Below are 18,844 nucleotides of genomic sequence, written 5' to 3' on the forward strand. Positions count from 1 at the left end.
TCGACCCCCGAGGATCGTGTCCCATTCCCGTATTTTCAAAGCGTTCGAAGACTTCAGATGGACTTCTTGTTACTCAGAATCGTTACGATGAGATCGAATGCAAGCTTCCGCTCTTTTTCCTCCATCATGACCGCCAGCTCGAATATGTCCTCTACGAGTGGCTCTTCCAGCAATCTCAGGTATCTCGCGTCTTGTTCATCCATCGTCATGCGATGCGGAGGCGTATTGCCGCCGGCCGGATGTGGATCGCTATCAGTGTCGTTCTCGTTACGCATCCCGACCCCGTTGGCCTGCTCGAGCGTTCTTCCGCCCTGGGTACCCGGAGGAACGGCCTCACTCCCGCCAATATGAGCCAAGTCAGTGCGCCGCAAAATCGTCAGAAATCGCGATGTGCCGGATCGAGCAGGTCACGTCTGATTGCGGAGGCGACGGCCGCCGTCTTGTTCGACGCGTCGAGCTTCCGGCACGCGCTCGCTATGTGGGTCGTCACCGTTCTTTCCGAGATGCCGAGTGCAGCGGCCGTCCCTGCCGCGGAAAGGCCGCTTGCGGCGAGGCTCAGCACGTCGCGCTCACGCCGCGTGAGGCGCGAAGGAGGATGCGGACTCACGCGTGAAGCCATCTCGCGGCAGCGGCCGAATACCCCGCGCGCGACGACCTCCATCACGGGGCGAATCCGCGGGGTGACGTCCAGCCATGATCCGCTCACGGACACGCATCCTTCGAGCCCCCGTCGGCCGTGGATCGGTACGCACAAGCCCTCCGCCATTCCCTGGTCGCGGGCGGCGGCCATGACCGCCTCGGATCGAGCGTTCGGCGGGAGTTCCCGTCCGGCTTCGGTCCAGGCGAAGGAACGGCTCGTCCGCGCGCACAGCCGCAGGACCGGATCGTGGCGCCCGTATTCGCGCTCGACGTAGGTTCGCAGCCAACCCTTTGGAAGCTTGTGGAGAAGCATCGCATCGGCACCGAGGGAGCCGGCGCGCTCGAACGTGGCGACCACGATGTTCTCCACGCCGAACCGGCCGAGTGCCACTCCCAGCTCGAACAGCATGGCTCCCGGCTCGTCCACCTTCGACACCGCTGCCAGCATCGCGCGGGTATCGCCCGCGAAGTCGCTGGTGTGGAGATGCGCGCTCATCGCCATTCCGGTCCCGTCGATCCGAGTGTCGGGAGTTCCGCAACCATAGCCTACCCGGTTGTCCGACACAAACCGTAGGCGCCACCGAGTTCGCCGGTACCTACGCAGCAACCCTACGGCGATCCAGATGCGATCTGTACGAGAGCGCTTCGGCCACGTGCACCCGGCCGACCCGGCTCGTGCCGTCGAGATCGGCCAGCGTGCGGGCGACGCGCAGGACGCGGTGGTAGCCGCGCGCGGAGAGCTTCATCGCCTCGGACGCGTCGCGCACCAGCGCGAGACCCTGCGCGTCGGGTGTCGCGACGTCCTCGAGCACGGCGGCGGGGCAGGCGGCGTTCGTCGTGCTGGCGGGCAGGCCGAGCGCGGCGTAACGCGCGCCCTGGACCGATCGCGCCGCGGCGACGCGTCGCGCGACCTCGGCCGAGCCCTCCGCCGGGGGCGGCAGGATCAGGTCCGCCGCGCGCACCGCCGGCACCTCGATCGTCAGGTCGATGCGGTCGAGCAGCGGGCCGGAGAGGCGCGCCTGGTACTGCGCCATGCAGCGCTCGTTGGGCCCGCGCCGGCAGGCCCAGCCGGGCTCCGTCGCCTGGCCGCAGCGGCACGGGTTCATCGCCGCGACGAGCTGGAAGCGGGCGGGGTAGGTGCATCGGGCGTTGGCGCGCGCGATCATCACCTCGCCGGTCTCCATCGGCTGGCGCAGGCTGTCGAGCGTCTGCGGCTGGAACTCGGGCAATTCGTCCAGGAACAGCACGCCCCGGTGGGCGAGCGAGATCTCGCCCGGGCGCGCCGTGACGCCGCCGCCCACCAGCGCCGCCGTCGACGCCGAGTGGTGCGGGGCGCGGAACGGCCGCCGGTCGGAGAGCTGGCCCTCCTCGATCAGCCCCGCGACGGAGTGCACCATCGAAACCTCGAGCAGTTCGCGCGGCGAGAGGGCGGGCAGGATCGAGGGCAGGCGCTGGGCGAGCATCGACTTGCCGGCGCCGGGCGGGCCGGACATGAGCAGGTTGTGCCCGCCGGCCGCCGCGATCTCGAGCACGCGCTTGGCGTTCTCCTGGCCCTTGATCTCCTTCAGATCGGGCAGCGTGCCGCCGCGCACGGCGACCGCGGGCTCGGGCCGCGAGAGGACCTGCGTGCCCTTGAAGTGGTTGGCGAGCTGGATGAGGTTCTCCGGCGCGATCACCGCCATCTCCTCCGACGCCCACGCCGCCTCCGGCCCGCAGGCGCGGGGGCAGATCAGCCCCTGGCCGCGCCCGTGCGCGGCGATCGCGGCCGGCAGCACGCCCGCCACCGGCGTGATCGAGCCGTCGAGCGCGAGCTCGCCGAGCACGGTGAAGCCCTCGAGCGCGTCCGACGGAATGGCGCCGAGCGCCGCCATCAGCCCCAGCGCGATCGGCAGGTCGTAGTGGCTGCCCTCCTTGGGCGTGTCCGCCGGCGCGAGATTGACGGTGATGCGCTTCGTCGGCAGCGACAGGCCCGACGAGATCATCGCGGAGCGCACCCGCTCGCGGCTCTCGCCCACCGCCTTGTCCGGCAGGCCGACGACGTTGAATCGCGGCTCCCCCGGCGCGACCTGGACCTGCACGTCCACCGCCCGCGCCTCGACGCCCTCGAACGAGACGGTTGAGACGCGCGTGACCATGGGGAACCTCGACGGCTCGTGAACGAAGCGCGATCAAGGTTGCATATGCGATCGTCGATGACAAGCGCAGAGGTTCGCCTCACCCCGGCTTCGCAACGTCCGCGGCCGGCGCCTCGGGCCGCCCGCGCGACCGCGTCGTCGTCGGTGACGGCGCCGACGAAGTCGGCTACCGCCCGTGAGGGCTCTTCGGCGCGCCAGAGAACTCAGCCGATGGTCTTCTCCCCCTCCGCGCCCACCAGCACCCGCAGCCGGGCCAGCGTCGCCTCGGCTGCCCGGTCGGGCGGGAAGACGGGGTAGTGGACGTCGCGGATCGTGCCGCCCGCGCAGATCAGCGTCACGCGGCGCAGCACGCGGCTGCCGGCGACCGGCACGTCGTGCAGCGGCAGGGCGAGGGCGCGCTGGAAGGCGAGGGTCGCGTCGGAGAGGAGCGGGAAGGGCAGGTGCAGCCGGGCGACCTCGCCCGCGAGGTAGGCCGGCGGCTGCGTCGCGAGGCCGAAGACGCGGGCGCCGAGCGCCGCGAGTTCGGCGGCGTGGTCGCGGAAGGAGCAACTCTGCGGCGAGCAGCCGCGGGCGCCGGGGATCAGGTCCCAGCCGTCGGGGAGGATCGAGTCGTCCTCCCCCGAGATCGGGTAGCAATAGACCACGCTCCAGCCGGGCAGGCGGGCGAGCACGACGTCCTCCCCGTGCGAGCCGGGAAGCGCGATGTCCGGCAGGGCGCGGCCGGGAAGATGCGCGCAGGTGCCGTCGTCGACGGGCTCGGGCAGGCCGTGCGGGAGGACGGGGCGCGGGGGCGCGGCGTCGGAGAGGGCGGCTGGGTGGCTGGTCATGGCGGCCGAAGGCTCCAGGGTGGAGATCGATTCGGCTGCATTATAGTTCGATGGACGACGGTTGTGCGATGTCTTGGTTGAGCGCTACCGCTGGTGTCACCGCGCTGTGCGTGGGCGGCGCACGTCGCCCGCCGCCTGTGGCGCGGGCGCGACAGCCGTGCCGTTCGCGCGGTGCTACGGGAGATCATCACCGCGCCCGTTCGCCGTCCCTTCCGGAGCCGCCCCGTGCCGACGATCCGCCCCGCCCGTGCCGAGGACCTGCCCCGCATCGCCGAGATCCGCCTCGGCGTGTCCGAGAACCGCCTCGCGGACCCCACCGCGATCAGCGACCAGGAGGTGTTCTGGTATCTCAACGAGGGGATCTTCCTCGCCAGCGCCGACGATGCCGGTACCCTCCAGGGCTTCGCCTGCGCCAACCCGCTCAACGGCTACGTCTGGGCCATGTTCGTGATCGATCCGGCCCAGGGGCGGGGCCACGGCACCGCGCTGCACGAGGCGTTGACGGCGGCCCTGAAGCAGGCCGGCCACGCCCAGGCCTGGCTCGCCACCGGCCAGGGCACGAAGGCGATCGATTTCTACGCGCGCCGCGGCTGGCGGATGACGGGGGTGGGGCTCGACCGGCAGGCGGTGCTGGTACGGGGATTGTGAGCGACGGCGCGCCTCACCCGATCACCTTCTCCATCCAGACCTTCCGCATCGGCGGCTCCCCCGTCTCGTGCGTCTCGCGGTAGCCGTGGCGCGCGTAGAGCGCGATGTTCTGCGTCATCAGGGCGTTCGTGTAGAGTCGCAGCCGAAGGAGCCCCCGCCGTCGGGCCTCGTCCTCCGCGAAGGCGAGGAGAATACGGCCGAGCCCGGTGCCGCGCAGGTCCGGGCGCACGGCGATCGTCTCGACGAGGAGCGCGTCGGGCTGAGGCACGAGGCGCGCCACCGCGGCGAGGGCGCCCGCTTCGTCGTCGAGGGCGCTCACCTCGCAGGCGGCGACGCAGGCCGGCCAGTCGTGGCCCATCGGTCCTGGCTCGCGCCCGAGCGTCGGGATGTGCACGGCGAAGGCGGCGCGCACGAGCGCGCGCACGGCCTCGCCCTCGTGCGGGAGGGCGGGGCGCATCGCCGTCACGATCCGCTCCCTCCTTCCCGCGCCGCCGCCTTCAGCGCATAGAGCGCCTCCAGCGCCGCCTTCGGCGTCATCTCGTCCGGGTCCAGCGCGGCCAGCGCCGCGCGCAGCGGGTCGGGCTTCGCCTCGGCCTTCGGAGCTGGTGGCTGCGGCGCGGTGCGCACCGGGGCGGCGAAGAGCGGCAGGTCGTCGAGGCGCGCCGCGCGGGGGTGCTCGCGCTCGGTGCGCTCGAGCTCGCGCAGGATCTCGCCCGCCCGCGCCACGACCGGCGGCGGGAGCCCCGCGAGCTTGGCGACCTGGAGCCCGTAGGAGCGGTCGGCGGCGCCCCTCACCACCTCGTGGAGGAAGATCGGCTGGCCCGCGTGCTCGGCCACGCGCAGCGTCAGCGTCTCGATGCGTGCGAAGCGCTCGGTCAGCCGGGTGAGCTCGTGGAAATGGGTCGCGAACAACGCCCGGCAGCGGTTCTCCTCGTGCAGGTGCTCCACCGCCGCCCAGGCGATGGAGAGCCCGTCGAAGGTGGCGGTGCCGCGCCCGATCTCGTCGAGGATGACGAGCGAGCGGCGGGTCGCCTGGTTGAGGATGGCGGCGGTCTCGACCATCTCGACCATGAAGGTCGAGCGCCCGCGGGCGAGGTCGTCGGCGGCGCCGACGCGGGAGAACAGCCGGTCGCATACGCCGACATGCGCCCGCGCCGCGGGGACGAAGGCGCCCATCTGGGCGAGCACGACGACGAGCGCGTTCTGGCGCAGGAACGTCGACTTGCCGCCCATGTTGGGGCCGGTGACGACGGCGATCGCGCCGGCTCCGTCCCCGGAGAGGTCGCAGGAATTGGCGATGAAGGGCTTGCCCTCGCGCGCCAGCGCCGCCTCGACCACCGGGTGGCGTGCGTCCTCCACGGCGAAGGCGAGGCTTTCGTCGACGAGCGGGCGCGTCCAGGCGCGCTCGGCGGCGAGGTCGGCGAGGGCGGCCGCGACGTCGATGGCCGAGAGCGCGTCCCCGGCGGCGAGGATCGCCGGGCGGGCGCCGGCGAGCATGGCGGCGAGGTCGGCGAAGATCGCGTGCTCGATCGCCACCGCCCGCTCGGAGGCCGAGGCGATGCGCCGCTCGAGCTCGCCGAGCTCGAGCGTGGTGAAGCGCATCGCGTCCGACATCGTCTGGCGGTGGATGTAGCTCCCCTTGAGGGGCCCGCGCAGCAGCTCCTCGCCGAATGCCGCGGGCACCTCGAGATAATAGCCGAGCATCGAATTGTGCTTGATGCGCAGCGTCCGGCAGCCGGTCTCCTCGGCATAGCGGGCCTGCAATCCGGCGATGAAGCGGCGCGAGTCGGTGCCGAGCGCGCGCGCCTCGTCGAGGGCGGGGTCGACGCCGGCTGCGACGAAGCCGCCGTCGCGCTTCGACAACGGCAGGTCCTCGGCGAGCGTGTCGGCGAGACGCGCCTCGAGCGCCGGGGCGAGATCGGCGAGCGCGGCGCGGGCGGCCTCGATCTCGGCGGGGAGATCGCCGGCCTCGGCCAGGAGCCGGGCGACCGCGCCCGCCGCGGCGAGGCCGTCGCGCACGGCGGCGAGGTCGCGCGGCCCGCCGCGATCCAGCGCGAGCCGGCCGAGCGCTCGGGACATGTCGGGCGCGCTCGAAAGCCGCTCGCGCAGCCGCTCGCGCAGGATCGCGTCCTCGACGAGGCGCGCCACGGCGTCCTGCCGCGCGCGGATCGCCGCGACGTCGGTGAGCGGGCCCGACAGCCGCTCGGCGAGGAGCCGCCCGCCGCCGGGCGTCAGCGTGCGGTCGATGGCGGCGAGCAGCGAGCCCGTGCGCTCTCCCGAGAGCGTGCGCACGAGCTCGAGGTTCGCCCGCGTCGCCGGGTCGATCGCGAGCACGCCGCCGCCGTCCTCCCGCGCCGGCGGGCGCAGCGCCGGGCGCGCGCCGATCTGCGTGCGCGCCACGTAGTGCAGCACGGTCCCCGCCGCCGCGATCTCGGCGCGGCCGAAGCTGCCGAAGGCGTCGAGCGTCGCGACGCCGAAGGCCTCCTCCAGGCGGGCCTGCGCGGAGGCGGCGTCGAGCCCGTCGCGCGCGAGCGGGTAGAGCGGCGCGCCGATCTCGCGCCAGACGCCGGCGAGGTCCGGGTCGTCGTGGAGCGTGTCGGGCAGCACGATCTCGCGCGGGTCGAGGCGCGCCAGGGTGGGGCCGAGGCCGCCGCGGGTCGTCTCCGTCACGGTGAAGGCGCCCGTCGAGATGTCCACCGCGGCGACGCCGTAGGCGTAGGCGTCCTCGCTCGCCTTGCGCCGGGCGATCGCGACGAGGAGCGAGGCGCGGGCGGGCTCGAGCAGACGCTCCTCGGTGATGGTGCCGGGCGTCACGAGCCGGACCACGTCGCGGCGCACGACGGCCTTGGCGCCCCGCTTCCTCGCCTCGGCGGGGTCCTCCATCTGCTCGCAGACCGCGACGCGGTGGCCGAGCGCGATCAGGCGCTGGAGGTAGTCGTCCGCGCGCTCGATCGGCACGCCGCACATCGGGATGTCCTGGCCGAGGTGCTTGCCGCGCTTGGTGAGCACGATGCCGAGCGCCCGGGAGGCGATCTCCGCGTCCTCGAAGAACAGCTCGTAGAAGTCCCCCATGCGGTAGAACAGCAGGCTGTCGGGATTGGCGCCCTTGATCTCGACGTACTGCGCCATCATCGGCGTGACGCGATCCTCGCCGGCCTTCGGCGCGGCGGCGGCCCCGCGGGGAGCGGGCAGGCGCGCGGCGGAGGAGGGCGCAGGGGCCTCGAGCACGGGGTCTGTGGTCATGCCCTCCGGTTTACCAGCGCGTGACGGGGGAGGGGAGGGGCGCCCGCCCGGCGTCCACAGGCGGGGCCTCGACGCCCACAGGACCCGGCGCCTCAGCGCCGGCCACGATAGCGGTAGAGCCGGAAGCCCTCGGCATCGAGGCCGCGCTCCTCGAGCCGCAGGTCCGCCGGCTCGCGGCCCCGCGCGCCGGGGCCGGTGGCGTAGAGCACCTCGACGCCCTCGGGGAGATCGGCGAGCCGCCAGGAGAGCCTGTCCTCCAGCCCGAGGGGGCCGCTCTGGACGGCGCGGTCGCGCACGTGCTCGTGAAGCGCCTCGCGCACCAGCGTCGTCGCGGTGAAGACGGTCTCGAGCCGCCCGCCGCAGAAGCGCCCGCCGCCGCCGGCGCGGTAGGTGTTCGTCGCCAGCAGGAAGACGTCGTCCTCGCGCACCGGGCGCCCGTCGAAGGAGAGGTCGCGGACGCGCCGTGCGCCCGGGTCGACCACGTCGCCCTCCCGGTCGAAGCGCGCGGGCACCGTCGGGTCGATCGTGTAGGAGAGGCCCTGGATCATGTCGAAATGGTAGGAGGGGAAACGCGCGTCGAGGAGCGGCTGCGGCCCGCGCGCGTCCGGGTCGATCGTGGCGAACAGGCCGGCCGCCCGCTCGAGCCACAGCACGATCTCGGCGCCGGTCACGCGCACGGCGCAGACCGCGTTGGGGTAGGGATAGAGCGCGGCGAGGTCGCGCATGGCGAGCGGGCCCGCCGGGATGTCCGTGTAGCCGCGCGGCCCGTTGCGCCCGCCCGCGAGGAACGGCGCGGCAGCCGCCAGCAGCGGCAGCTCCGCGAGCGCCGTCCCCGCGATCGCGCGGCGCACGAAGGCGGCCTGCGCCGCGCAGAGCAGGGCGAGATCGCCGTCGTCGCCGAGCGCGGTGAAGTAGGTGTCGATCGGCGTCCTCGTCTCGCCGACCGGCCGGCGCACGTGGGCGAGCGTGCGGGCGTGGACGTCCGCCGTGAGCCGCAGGATCGCCGCTGCCGCGGGGGGCGGCGGATCGGGGAGCGGCGGGACCGGGCGGGCTTCGCAGGACGCCGTGGCGACCCGCACCCCGCCGTCGGGCTCGTCCGCCACGAGCTCGAGGTCGACGATGCCGAGATGCGAGCCGTAGAAGCCCGGCATCACCGCCGGCACGCCGGCGAGCCGGCCGCGCTCGGCGTCGACGCCCGGGATGTGGGCGAAGTCGCGCCCGCCGGGAAAGACCCGGTGCAGGTGACCGCAGACGATCGCGTCGATGCCCGGCACGTCCTGCGCGACGAACAGCGCCGCGTTCTCCTCGCCGCCTGCGCGGGGCCCCTCGGCGATGCCGGAATGGCAGAGCACGACGGCGAGGTCGGCGCCCGCCGCGCGCATATCGGGTACCGTGCGGGCGAGGGCGTCGACCATGTCCTCCACCACGAGCGCGTCGCCGAGGAGCGCCTTGTCCCACATCAGGATCTGCGGCGGCAGCACGCCGGTGACGCCGATGCGAAGCCGCCGCGGGAGGCCGGGCACGGTGCGCTCGAGGAGGACGAAGGACGGGAAGAGGGGCGAGCCGTCCCGGCGCGCGACGTTCGCGCACACGACCGGGAAGGGCGCGCCGCCGTAGGACGCCTCCATGAAGGGCAGGCCGTAGTTGAACTCGTGATTGCCCGGCGTCGCCGCGTCGCAGCCGAGCGCCGCGAGGCCCGCGATCATCGGATGCGTCTCGTCGGGCGCGAGCCCCGCGGCGCCGACGAGATCGCCCAGCGCCGCGCCCTGCAGCAGGTCGCCGTTGTCGACGAGGAGCACCGCCGCGCCCGCCGCCTCGGCCTCCGCCCGGGCCGCGGCGATGGCCGCGCCGGCGGCGACGAGCCCGTGGCGCGGGTCGGGGCGGTCGGCGAGGTAGTCCCAGGGCCGGGCGTGGGCGTGCAGGTCCGAGGTGGCGATCAGCCGCAGTCGAGGCATCGCCGCGCTCACCCGAGCTTCAGGTCCGGCGTGTCGCCGATCAGCCTCCGGTGGACGCCGAGCGCATAGCCGTCGGTCATGCCGGCGATGTAGTCGGCGACGCGCCGCGCGATCCGGCCGGCGTCGGCGCCGGCGAGACCCGTGCGCCATTCCTCGGGCATGGCGTCCGGCTCGGCGGTGAAGCGGGCGAAGAGGTCGCGCACGATCCGGTCGGCGTCGGTGCGTACGGCCTTCACCTTCGGATGGCGGTACATGTTGGGGTAGAGGTAGCCCTTGATCGCCCGGTCCGCCTCCGCCATCGCCGGCGAGAAGCCCACCAGCGTGCGCCCGGCGCGGCGGACGTCCTCGGCGGACGCCGGCGCGGCCTCGGCGAGGCGGGCCTCGCTCTCGCGGATGACGTCCTCGACGAGCCGGGTGATCACCCGGCGCACGAGCTCGTGGATGCGCCGGGGCGTCTCGAGGCCGGGATAGCGGGCGTCGACCTCGGCGAGGAGGTCGGCGAGGAGCGGCACGGCGCGCAGGTCCTCGAGCCGAAACAGCCCGGCGCGCAGGCCGTCGTCGATGTCGTGGGCGTCGTAGGCGATGTCGTCGGCGATCGCCGCCGCCTGCGCCTCGCCGGACGCGTGGGTCGCGAGATCGAGGCCGAACTCGGCGTCGAACTCGAGGATCGCGCCGGGCACGCCGTGGGCGGCGTAGCGCTCCTGCGGTCGGCCGTCGGCGTCGACGAGCGGGCCGTTGTGCTTGACGAGCCCCTCCAGCGTCTCCCACGTCAGGTCGAGGCCGTCGTGCTCGGCGTAGCGGCGCTCCAGGCGCGTGACGATGCGCAGCGCCTGCGCGTTGTGGTCGAAGCCGCCGTGCGCCGCCATCAGGTCGTCGAGCGCGTCCTCGCCGGTGTGGCCGAAGGGCGTGTGGCCGAGGTCGTGCGAGAGCGCCAGCGCCTCGGCCAGGTCCTCGTCGAGCCCCAGCGAGCGGGCGATGGCGCGGGCGATCTGCGAGACCTCGATCGTGTGGGTCAGCCGTGTGCGGAAGTGGTCGCCCTCGTGGAAGACGAAGACCTGCGTCTTGTGCTTCAGCCGCCGGAAGGCGGAGGAATGGATGATGCGGTCGCGGTCGCGCTGGAACTCGGAGCGCGTCGGGGACGCGCTCGCGCCGTGCTGCCGGCCGCGGCTCGCACCCGGATCGCAGGCATGGGGAGCACGCCATCTCTCGCCGCCCGAGCGCATGACCTCTCCCCGTTGCGGTCCGACCGAGCGAGGCTTACATTCGGGGGAACCGATTTGGCAAGGTCGAGGACGAGGAACCCATGCCCGGCATCGAGCTGACGCAACGTGCGGCCGAGCGTATCGCCGAGATCATGAAGGGCGAGCCGGACGGCTCGATGCTGCGCATCTCCGTGCAGGGCGGCGGCTGCTCCGGCTTCCAGTACGCCTTCGACGTCGACGCCGCGCGCCAGGAGGACGACGTCCTCGTCGAGCGCGACGGGGCGGGCGTGCTCATCGACGAGATGTCGCTGCAGTATATGGACGGGTCGGTGATCGACTTCGTCGACGACCTGATCGGCCAATCCTTCAAGATCGAGAACCCCCAGGCCCAGGCCAGCTGCGGCTGCGGCGTGAGCTTCACCATCTAGCTGCTCCCCCATCGGGGGAGGTGGTTCGGCGGCGCAGCCGACGAGACGGAGGGGGCGCGTCGCGAGGCGCCTTCCTCGCGAGCCGATATCCCCGGCGCGCGCAACACGGGACCCCGCCCCTGGCCCGCTCCGCGGGCCGTCCCCGCCCCGACGGGGCGGGAGGAGCTACCCCTCCCGGACCGGCCCCGGCTGCTGCCGGACCTCGAGCCCGTACGGCTTCACCTCGGCATTCGCCATCTCCATCTCGCGCTTGACCACCGCCTGGAAGCGCTGGTTGGGGCCGAAGCCGCCGAGCGGGCCGTCCTCCAGCTTGGCCAGCGCGTGGCCGCATTCGTGGACGAGGAGGTCGAGGAGGTCGCCCTGGTCCAGGTCGACGTAGACCTTCTCGTCGTGCGCATCGAGCGTCGCCCAGGAATAGCCGCCCCGGCCGATCCGGATCCAGACCGTCTCGTCGCGCGCGAGCGCCGCGTCGAGCACGCCGCGGAAGGTGGGCGAGACCCTGTGCAGCCGCTGGATCTGCTCCAGCGCCTCCGCCGCCCGCTCGCCGGAGACGATCACCCGCTCCTCGAAGCCCACCACCGCGTCTCGGGTGCGGCGGCGCGCGACGTGCTCGTCGATGTATTCGCGCCGCAGCGCCTGCTGGAAGGCGCGCGCCGCCTCGCGCTCGTCGACGTCCCGCCGGTCGCCGGTGCGCGCGCGCTCGGCGGGTGTGGGGCCGTTGATCGTGGGCAGGCGCCGGACGTCCTTCATCGGTCTCGCTCCGCGGCGGAACGCGGGGAGCTTAGCACGGCTCGCGGCTTGTCAAGAGAGGGCGCGCGCGCCACACCCGCACCATGCGCGCCTTCGACACGCCCCTGCCCATCGACGCCGTCCTCCCCGACCTCGCCGCCGCACTGGCCGCGGGGACGCGCGCGGTCCTCGTCGCGCCGCCGGGAGCGGGCAAGACGACCCGCGTGCCGCTCGCGCTCCTCGACGAGGCGTGGGCGCGCGGCGGCAAGCTCGTCGTGCTCGAACCCCGCCGCCTCGCCGCCCGCGCCGCCGCCGAGCGGATGGCGCGCACGCTCGGGGAGCGCGTCGGCGAGACGGTCGGCCTGCGGGTGCGGCTCGGCACGCAGGTCTCGGCGAAGACCCGCGTCGAGGTCGTCACCGAAGGGGTGTTCGGGCGCATGATCCTCGACGACCCGACGCTGGACGGCGTCGCGGCGGTGCTCTTCGACGAGTACCACGAGCGCTCGCTCGACGCCGACCTCGGCCTCGCTCTGGCGCTCGACGCTCAGGGCGGCCTGCGCGAGGACCTGCGGATCCTCGTCATGTCCGCGACGCTCGACGGCGCGCGGGTCGCCGCGCTGCTCGATGGCGCGCCGGTCGTCTCGTCGGAGGGGCGGGCCTTCCCCGTCGAGACGCGGCACGTCGGGCGCGATCCGCGCGCGCGGATCGAGGAGGCGGTGACCGCCGTCGCGCTGCGTGCGCTCGCCGAGGAGACCGGCTCGCTCCTCGTCTTCCTGCCGGGGCAGGCGGAGATCCGCCGCACCGCGCAGATGCTCCGGGAGCGGGTGCGCGACCCCGCGGTCGAGATCGCTCCCCTCTACGGCGCCCTCGACCGGGGCGAGCAGGACCGCGCCGTCTCGCCCGCCGCGCCCGGGCGGCGCAAGGTCGTGCTGGCGACGAGCATCGCCGAGACCTCGCTCACCATCGAGGGCGTGCGGGTCGTGATCGACTCCGGCCTCGCCCGCGTGCCCGTCTACGAGCCGGCGGTGGGGCTCACCCGTCTCGCGACGGTGCGGGTCTCGCGCGCCTCCGCCGACCAGCGCCGCGGCCGCGCGGGGCGCACCGAGCCCGGCGTCTGCTGGCGCCTCTGGGAGGAGGCCGCGACGGGGGCGCTCCAGCCGTTCGCGACGCCCGAGATCCTCGCCGCCGATCTCGCGTCCCTCGTCCTCGACTGCGCCGCCTGGGGCGTGACCGACCCGACGACGCTGCCCTTCCTCGACGCCCCTCCGCGCCCGGCGCTCGCCGAGGCGCGGGCACTCCTCGCAGAGATCGGCGCCCTCGACGCGGACGGCCGCATCACGCCGCTCGGATCGCGCCTGCGCGCCCTGCCGCTGCCGCCACGCCTCGCCGCGATGCTGCTGCGCGCCGCCGAGCGCGGGGAGGCGGCACGGGCGGCGGAGGTCGCGGCGCTCCTCGTCGAGCGCGGGCTCGGCGGCGAGGACGTCGACCTCGCTCATCGGCTCGATCGCTTCGACCGCGAGCGCGGCGGGCGCGCGCAGGACATGCGCCGCCTCGCCCGCGGCTGGGCCGCGCAGGCGGCCGAGGGGCTCGCGCCCGGCCCGGCGGAGGGGCTTTCCGTCGGCGCCCTCGTCGCCCTCGCCTACCCGGACCGCATCGCCCGCGCCCGCGGCAAGCCCGGCGAGGTCGTCCTCGCCAACGGCCGCGGCGCGGCGCTGGAGCCGCACCTGGCGCTCGCCCGCGAGCCGTTCCTCGCCGTCGCCGAGATCGCCGGGGCCGCCGGCGCCGCGCGGGTGCTGGCCGCGGCGGCGCTCGCGGCGGACGAGATCGAGACGCTCTTCGCCGATCGCGTCGTCGCGCGCGACGAGATCGCCTTCGACGCCAGGACCAAGGCCGTGCGCGGGCGGGCCGTGCGGCGGATCGGGTCGGTGATCCTCGCCGAGCGCCCCATCCCCCTCGCGGACGACCCGCAGACGCCGGCCGTCCTCGCGCGCGGGATCGCGAAGCTCGGCCTCGACGCCCTGCCGTGGTCGAAGGGCGCGATCCAGCTGCGCCGACGCATCGCCTTCCTGCGCGCCGCCGAAGGTGCGCCCTGGCCGGACGTGTCGGATGCGGCGCTGGCCGAGACCATCGCGGACTGGCTCGCCCCGATGCTCGCGGGGCGCACGGCGCTCGCGCAGGTCGAGGCCGGCGACGTGCTCGAGGGCCTGCGGGCGCTGCTCCCCTGGGACCTGCAGCGGCGCCTCGACGCGGAGGCGCCGACGCATTGGCGCGCGCCGACCGGTACCTCGGTCGCGGTGGACTACGACGGCATGGAGCCCGCGATCGCCATCCGCGTGCAGGAGCTCTACGGGGTCGGCACGCATCCGGCGCTCGCCGGCGGGCGCCTGCCGCTCGTGCTGGAGCTGCTCTCGCCGGCGCACCGCCCGATCCAGGTGACGAAGGACCTCCCCGGCTTCTGGCGCGGCTCCTGGGCCGAGGTGCGCGCCGAGATGCGCGGGCGCTACCCCCGGCACGTCTGGCCGGAGGACCCCGCGGGCGCCGCGCCGACGACCCGCGCGAAGCCGCGCGGCGGGTGAGGGGAGGAGCCTGTTCGGCGCCGCCGGGTCGTGGCAGAACGGCGGAGCGCAGCCGGGATCGCCTCATGCCGGATCGCCTCGTGCCGGATCGAAACACGTCGGACCGAATCATGCCGCCGCCGCCGCCCACCCACCTCGAGGACTTCCGACCCGGCGACACGATGGCCTACGCGCCGATCGTGCTCGACGAGGCCGCGATCGTCGCCTTCGCCCGCGACTGGGACCCGCAGCCCTTCCACGTCGACGCCGCGGCGGCGCGCGAGAGCTTCGCGGGGCGCCTGATCGCGTCGGGCTGGCACGGCTGCGCGCTGCTGATGCGGTCGATCGCCGACGCCTTCCTGCTCGAGGCCGCCTCCCTCGGCGCACCCGGGATCGAGGCGGTGCGCTGGCGCGCGCCGATCCCGCCGGGAATGCGCATCGCGGGCGGGCACGAGGTGCTCGAGGTCCGCGCCTCGCGGTCGAAGCCCGAGATGGGTCTCGTGCGCTTCCGCTTCCACCTCGCCGACGAGGGCGGTACGCCGTTGCTCGAGCAGACGAACTGGATCCTGTTCGGCCGCCGCGGCGCGGCCCCGCCCGCGCCGATGGCGCGCGTCGCCGCGCCCGAGGTCGCCGCGCCGGAGCCGGACGCGGCCGTCCCGCTGCCGCCCTTCGAGGACCTCGTTCCCGGCACGCGGGAGGTGGTCGGCACCCGCCGTTTCCCGGCGCACGAGATCGAGACCTTCGCCCGCGCCTTCGATCCGCAGGCCTTCCACGTCGACGCCGCGGCCGCGGCCGCGAGCCGCTTCGGAGGCCTGTGCGCGTCGGGATGGCACACGACGGCGGCCTTCATGCGCGCCCTGGTCGACCATCGAACGCGCCAGGCGGAGGCGGCGCGGCGCGCGGGGCTGGCACCGGTCGCGCTCGGCGCCTCGCCGGGCTTTCGCGATCTCTCCTGGACGCGGCCGGTCTATGCGGGGGATACGATCACGTTCGCGACGACCATCGTGGACGCGCGTGCCTCGGCCTCGCGGCCGGGCTGGGGGATCGTCCGACAGCGCAACGAGGGCGTGAACCAGCACGGCGAGCCGGTCCTCTCCTTCGAGGGCTCGGTGTTCTGGCGGGGACGCGGCTGACGCTCGGGCTCGGCTGCGGGCTCGGCCGCCGGGCACGATCGCCGGGCGCCCGCGGAGATGCCCCCGGCGGCGGCGGCGTCAGCCGCTCCGGCGCAGGCGGCCGAGCAGCCGACGGGTCTGCGCCGCGAGGCGTCGCTCGGCGATGCGCCCCCGCCGACGCTCTCGGAACAGGCGGACGACGAGCGCCAGCGCGATCCAGCCGAGCGTCACCGACAGCGTGAAGCCGACGATGCCCGGCCACAGCGCGATGGCGACCGCGCCCGTCGCCGCCATGGCCGCGAGGGTCGCCGCGGAGGCGGACTCGAGCCGCGAGAGCGGCGCGCGCTGCGCGATCGCGGAGACGAGCACGCGCCCGACCGAGGCGGCGCTCTCGCGCCAGCGGCCGTGGGCGAAGCGCCCGGCGAAGCCGACGGGCGGCGGCGCGACGGCGACGGGGCGCGGCAGCGGCGGCGCGCCGCGCTTGTCGGCGAGCACGATCTCGGTCGCGCCGGCGAGATCCTCGGCGAACATCGCCTCCATGGCGGCGCCGAAGCCCATGTCGTCGACGACGACGTCGATCTCGAAGTTGCCGAACCAGCTCGCCGGGTTGAGGTTCGTCGAGCCGACCCGGGAGACGCGCCCGTCGAACACCGCGGTCTTGGCGTGCAGCATCGGGCCGGACCACTCGTAGACGCGCACGCCCGCCTCGATGAGCTCGCGATAGGCGGTGCGCACGAAGGCGGGGAGGGTGGGCACGTCGTTTGCGCCCGGCACGAGCAGGCGCACGTCGACGCCCCCGCGGGCGGCGTCGAGCAGCGCCTCGCGATAGGCGCGGGTGGGCAGGAAGTAGCTGTCTGTGATGAATGCGCGCGTGCGGGCGGTCGCCAGCGCCAGGAGGTCGAGCCGGTAGAGGCGCCGGTCGCCGGGGCGCCCGGGCACGACCCGCACCCGGATGGGCTCGCCCGCCGCCGTCGGCGCGGGGACGGCGGATGCGCCGTGCGCGGGCGGGACCGGGCTCGCCGGGATGGGCCGCTCGTCCGGCGACCCGCGCCGGGGCGTCGCCGCCTCCCAGGTCTCGGCGAAGGCGACCTGCAGCGCCGCTACGGCGGCGGGGCCGGCCAGCGCGACGCCGGTGTCCCGCCAGGGCGCGATCCCGTCGCGGCCGGTCCAGTGGTCGGAGACGCACAGGCCCGAAACGAAGCCGGTCTCCCCGTCGACGACGAGGAGCTTGCGATGGTCGCGCACGAACCAATCCGGCCGCGACAGGCGCAGCGGCCCGTAGACCCGCACCGCGACGCCGGCCTCCATCAGCGTGCGCCAGTAGTCGCGCGAGGCCCGCGCAGCCGAGCCGAGCCAGTCGTGGAGGACCCGCACCCGCACGCCGGCCCGCGCCCGCTCGATCAGCGCCTCTGCGAAGGTGCGGCCGGTCTCGTCGTCGGCGACGATGAAGTTCTCGAAGTCGATCCGCTCCCGCGCCCCCCGGATGGCCGCGAGCCAGGCGGGATAGTTCTCCGTGCCGTCGCGCAGGAGCCGCAGACGCCGCGCGGGCACGCCCGGATCCGCGAGGACGCGGGTGAGCGCCCGCGAGAGGGTGTCCTCGCCCGCCTCGGCGGCGGTGGCCTGGGCGAAATGGGGCATGACGGGTCTCTGGTTCATCGCGAGCCGGGCTCCTGCGCGCATCGGAAACGCCCGAGCGGCGGATTCGGATCGCGCGCGGCATGCGGCCGCGTCGCGGGAAATCTCGCGGGGGCCGTCTGGCGGCCCCGTTCGCGCCGTGCTTTGTGTTCCGCGCCATGCCGATGCGCCGATTCGCCACCTCCGGCTCACGCCACGCGGCCGCGGCCCTCGCCGTCGTCGCGGCCCTCGTGCTCGCCGGCTGCGTCGTCGGCCCTCGGCTCGTGGCGGGGCTGCCGGACGAGACCGGCTGGCTCGTCCTGCCGCTCGACCGCTGGTCCGCGCTCGATCGCGGCGAGCCCGAGGGCATCGCCGCCTGCATCGACGCGGCGTGTCCCGACCGGCTGATGGTCTCCGTCCTGCGCCTGCGGGGGGAGGCCGCGCGGGAGGCGCGCGCCGTGCTCGCGGACCCGCGGCGGCTCGCGGACTTCCTCGCGGCGCGCGACCGCGCCGACGAGAGCGAGGCGCGTCGCGCCGTCACCACGCGGGTCGAGACCCGCCCGCTCGCGATCGACGGCCTGCGCGGCTTCTCGATCTCGCTCGTCGCCTCGGGGACCGGCCGCACGGCCCACGGCGCGACGCTCGCCCGCGACGAGGGCGGCGAGCTGCGCCTCGCGCTCGTCGTCGGCGACGACGCGGCGGCGGTGGACGCGGCCCTGCGGCAGGTGGCGGCGGAGGCGTTCTGACCCGCGTGCGTGCTTGCCCCCAGAGCGCGCGCCCTTTATGCGAGTGGCCACACGCTCCCGCACGACAGCCAGGACCGCGCAATGATCAAGGCCCGCGTCACCGTCACCCTCAAGAGCGGCGTGCTCGATCCGCAGGGCAAGGCCATCGAGGGGGCGCTCGGCTCGCTCGGGATCGAGGGCGTCGCGTCCGTGCGGCAGGGCAAGGTGTTCGACGTCGAGATCGCCGCGGCGGACGAAGCGGCGGCGCGCGCCGAGCTGGAGCGCGCCTGCGAGAAGCTCCTCGCCAACACCGTGATCGAGAACTACAGGGTCGAGCTCGTCTGATGCGCGCCGCGATCGTCGTCTTCCCCGGCTCCAACCGCGACGGCGACGTCGCGCGCGCCCTGGTGCGCGCCGGCGCCAGCGTCGAGCGGGTCTGGCACGCCGAGCCGGAGCTGCCCGCCGGCGTCGACCTCGCCGTCCTGCCGGGCGGCTTCTCCTACGGCGACTACCTGCGCTGCGGCGCGATCGCCGGGCGTGCGCCGGCGATGGACGCCGTGCGCCGCCACGCCGCCCGCGGCGGGCTCGTGCTCGGCATCTGCAACGGCTTCCAGATCCTGTGCGAATCGGGCCTCCTGCCGGGCGTCCTGATGCGAAACGCGAACCTGCGCTTCCTCTGTCACCGGCAGTTCCTGCGCGTCGAGCGCACGGACACGCCCTTCACCTCGGCCTACCGTCCGGGGCAGGCGATCGACGTCTGCATCGCCCACGGCGAGGGCGCCTACTTCGCCGATCCGGACACGCTCGCGCGGCTCGAGGGCGAGGAGCGCGTCGCCTTCCGCTACTGCGACGCCGCGGGCGCGCTCGCGGCGGACGCGAACGTCAACGGCTCGATCGAGGCGATCGCCGGCGTGCTGTCGGAGAACGCTCGGGTGCTCGGCATGATGCCCCACCCCGAGAACCTGGTGGACGGCCTCGTCGGAGGCACCGACGGGCTCGGCCTGTTCGAGAGCCTCGCCCGCGCCGCCTGAC

17 protein-coding genes are annotated in these 18,844 nt (G+C 74.5%); 7 read left to right on the forward strand and 10 right to left on the reverse strand.

Going from position 1 to position 18,844, the window contains the following annotated elements:
• Nucleotides 1-53 precede the first annotated feature (53 nt).
• From AB9M23_RS00455 to AB9M23_RS00470, 4 genes are all read right to left on the reverse strand, one after another.
• Nucleotides 54-275, reverse strand: a complete 222-nt coding sequence (locus tag AB9M23_RS00455; RefSeq protein ID WP_372421568.1) for a hypothetical protein — start codon at nt 273-275, stop codon at nt 54-56.
• Nucleotides 276-376: 101 nt separating this feature from the next.
• Nucleotides 377-1,135: an autoinducer binding domain-containing protein gene (locus AB9M23_RS00460; protein WP_372421570.1), complete on the reverse strand. Its 759-nt coding sequence runs from the start codon at nt 1,133-1,135 to the stop codon at nt 377-379.
• A gap of 100 nt (nt 1,136-1,235) precedes the next feature.
• Nucleotides 1,236-2,774 (reverse strand): YifB family Mg chelatase-like AAA ATPase, encoded by a 1,539-nt coding sequence (locus AB9M23_RS00465; RefSeq protein WP_372421572.1) that lies wholly within the window; start codon nt 2,772-2,774, stop codon nt 1,236-1,238.
• Nucleotides 2,775-2,977: 203 nt separating this feature from the next.
• Nucleotides 2,978-3,601, reverse strand: coding sequence for a peroxiredoxin (locus AB9M23_RS00470; protein WP_372421574.1), 624 nt, complete (start codon nt 3,599-3,601; stop codon nt 2,978-2,980).
• Nucleotides 3,602-3,826: 225 nt separating this feature from the next.
• On the opposite strand from AB9M23_RS00470, the gene AB9M23_RS00475 reads away from it, so the two are divergent.
• Nucleotides 3,827-4,249, forward strand: a complete 423-nt coding sequence (locus AB9M23_RS00475; protein WP_372421576.1) for a GNAT family N-acetyltransferase — start codon at nt 3,827-3,829, stop codon at nt 4,247-4,249.
• Nucleotides 4,250-4,262: 13 nt separating this feature from the next.
• On the opposite strand, the gene AB9M23_RS00480 is transcribed toward AB9M23_RS00475, so the two are convergent.
• From AB9M23_RS00480 to AB9M23_RS00495, 4 genes are all read right to left on the reverse strand, one after another.
• Nucleotides 4,263-4,706 carry a GNAT family N-acetyltransferase gene (locus tag AB9M23_RS00480; RefSeq protein ID WP_372422583.1) on the reverse strand — a complete coding sequence of 148 codons (444 nt, stop codon included), beginning with the start codon at nt 4,704-4,706 and terminating at the stop codon, nt 4,263-4,265.
• Nucleotides 4,707-4,711: 5 nt separating this feature from the next.
• Nucleotides 4,712-7,492 carry a DNA mismatch repair protein MutS gene (gene mutS / locus AB9M23_RS00485; protein ID WP_372421578.1) on the reverse strand — a complete coding sequence of 927 codons (2,781 nt, stop codon included), beginning with the start codon at nt 7,490-7,492 and terminating at the stop codon, nt 4,712-4,714.
• A gap of 92 nt (nt 7,493-7,584) precedes the next feature.
• Nucleotides 7,585-9,447: a bifunctional 2',3'-cyclic-nucleotide 2'-phosphodiesterase/3'-nucleotidase gene (locus AB9M23_RS00490; protein ID WP_372421580.1), complete on the reverse strand. Its 1,863-nt coding sequence runs from the start codon at nt 9,445-9,447 to the stop codon at nt 7,585-7,587.
• 8 nt (nt 9,448-9,455) lie between these two features.
• The gene (locus AB9M23_RS00495; protein ID WP_372421582.1) at nt 9,456-10,670 is read right to left on the reverse strand and encodes a deoxyguanosinetriphosphate triphosphohydrolase; all 1,215 of its coding nucleotides are present in this window, start codon (nt 10,668-10,670) and stop codon (nt 9,456-9,458) included.
• 80 nt (nt 10,671-10,750) lie between these two features.
• Here AB9M23_RS00495 and erpA point away from each other — a divergent pair, with 80 nt between their 5' ends.
• Nucleotides 10,751-11,077 carry an iron-sulfur cluster insertion protein ErpA gene (gene erpA, locus AB9M23_RS00500; protein ID WP_372421584.1) on the forward strand — a complete coding sequence of 109 codons (327 nt, stop codon included), beginning with the start codon at nt 10,751-10,753 and terminating at the stop codon, nt 11,075-11,077.
• Between the two features lie 165 nt (nt 11,078-11,242).
• On the opposite strand, the gene AB9M23_RS00505 is transcribed toward erpA, so the two are convergent.
• Nucleotides 11,243-11,827, reverse strand: coding sequence for a hypothetical protein (locus AB9M23_RS00505; RefSeq protein ID WP_372421586.1), 585 nt, complete (start codon nt 11,825-11,827; stop codon nt 11,243-11,245).
• A gap of 83 nt (nt 11,828-11,910) precedes the next feature.
• Here AB9M23_RS00505 and hrpB point away from each other — a divergent pair, with 83 nt between their 5' ends.
• Together hrpB and AB9M23_RS00515 are read left to right on the forward strand one after the other, a co-directional pair.
• Nucleotides 11,911-14,382, forward strand: a complete 2,472-nt coding sequence (hrpB, locus tag AB9M23_RS00510) for an ATP-dependent helicase HrpB (RefSeq protein WP_372421588.1) — start codon at nt 11,911-11,913, stop codon at nt 14,380-14,382.
• Nucleotides 14,383-14,447: 65 nt separating this feature from the next.
• The gene (locus tag AB9M23_RS00515; protein WP_372421590.1) at nt 14,448-15,494 is read left to right on the forward strand and encodes a MaoC/PaaZ C-terminal domain-containing protein; all 1,047 of its coding nucleotides are present in this window, start codon (nt 14,448-14,450) and stop codon (nt 15,492-15,494) included.
• A 78-nt stretch (nt 15,495-15,572) separates the two neighbouring features.
• On the opposite strand, the gene AB9M23_RS00520 is transcribed toward AB9M23_RS00515, so the two are convergent.
• Nucleotides 15,573-17,129 carry a phospholipase D-like domain-containing protein gene (locus AB9M23_RS00520; RefSeq protein WP_372421592.1) on the reverse strand — a complete coding sequence of 519 codons (1,557 nt, stop codon included), beginning with the start codon at nt 17,127-17,129 and terminating at the stop codon, nt 15,573-15,575.
• A 143-nt stretch (nt 17,130-17,272) separates the two neighbouring features.
• Here AB9M23_RS00520 and AB9M23_RS00525 point away from each other — a divergent pair, with 143 nt between their 5' ends.
• From AB9M23_RS00525 to purQ, 3 genes are all read left to right on the forward strand, one after another.
• On the forward strand, nt 17,273-17,833 hold the full coding sequence (locus AB9M23_RS00525; protein WP_372421594.1) for a hypothetical protein: 561 nt from the start codon (nt 17,273-17,275) through the stop codon (nt 17,831-17,833).
• A gap of 84 nt (nt 17,834-17,917) precedes the next feature.
• Nucleotides 17,918-18,157 carry a phosphoribosylformylglycinamidine synthase subunit PurS gene (gene purS / locus AB9M23_RS00530; RefSeq protein WP_372422584.1) on the forward strand — a complete coding sequence of 80 codons (240 nt, stop codon included), beginning with the start codon at nt 17,918-17,920 and terminating at the stop codon, nt 18,155-18,157.
• Nucleotides 18,157-18,843 (forward strand): phosphoribosylformylglycinamidine synthase subunit PurQ, encoded by a 687-nt coding sequence (purQ, locus tag AB9M23_RS00535; RefSeq protein WP_372421596.1) that lies wholly within the window; start codon nt 18,157-18,159, stop codon nt 18,841-18,843. The genes purS and purQ overlap by 1 nt, the downstream gene beginning before the upstream one ends.
• Nucleotide 18,844 lies beyond the last annotated feature (1 nt).

Origin of the sequence: Salinarimonas chemoclinalis (assembly GCF_041514305.1) — a bacterium.
GTDB classification, from domain to species: Bacteria; Pseudomonadota; Alphaproteobacteria; order Rhizobiales; family Beijerinckiaceae; genus Salinarimonas; species Salinarimonas chemoclinalis.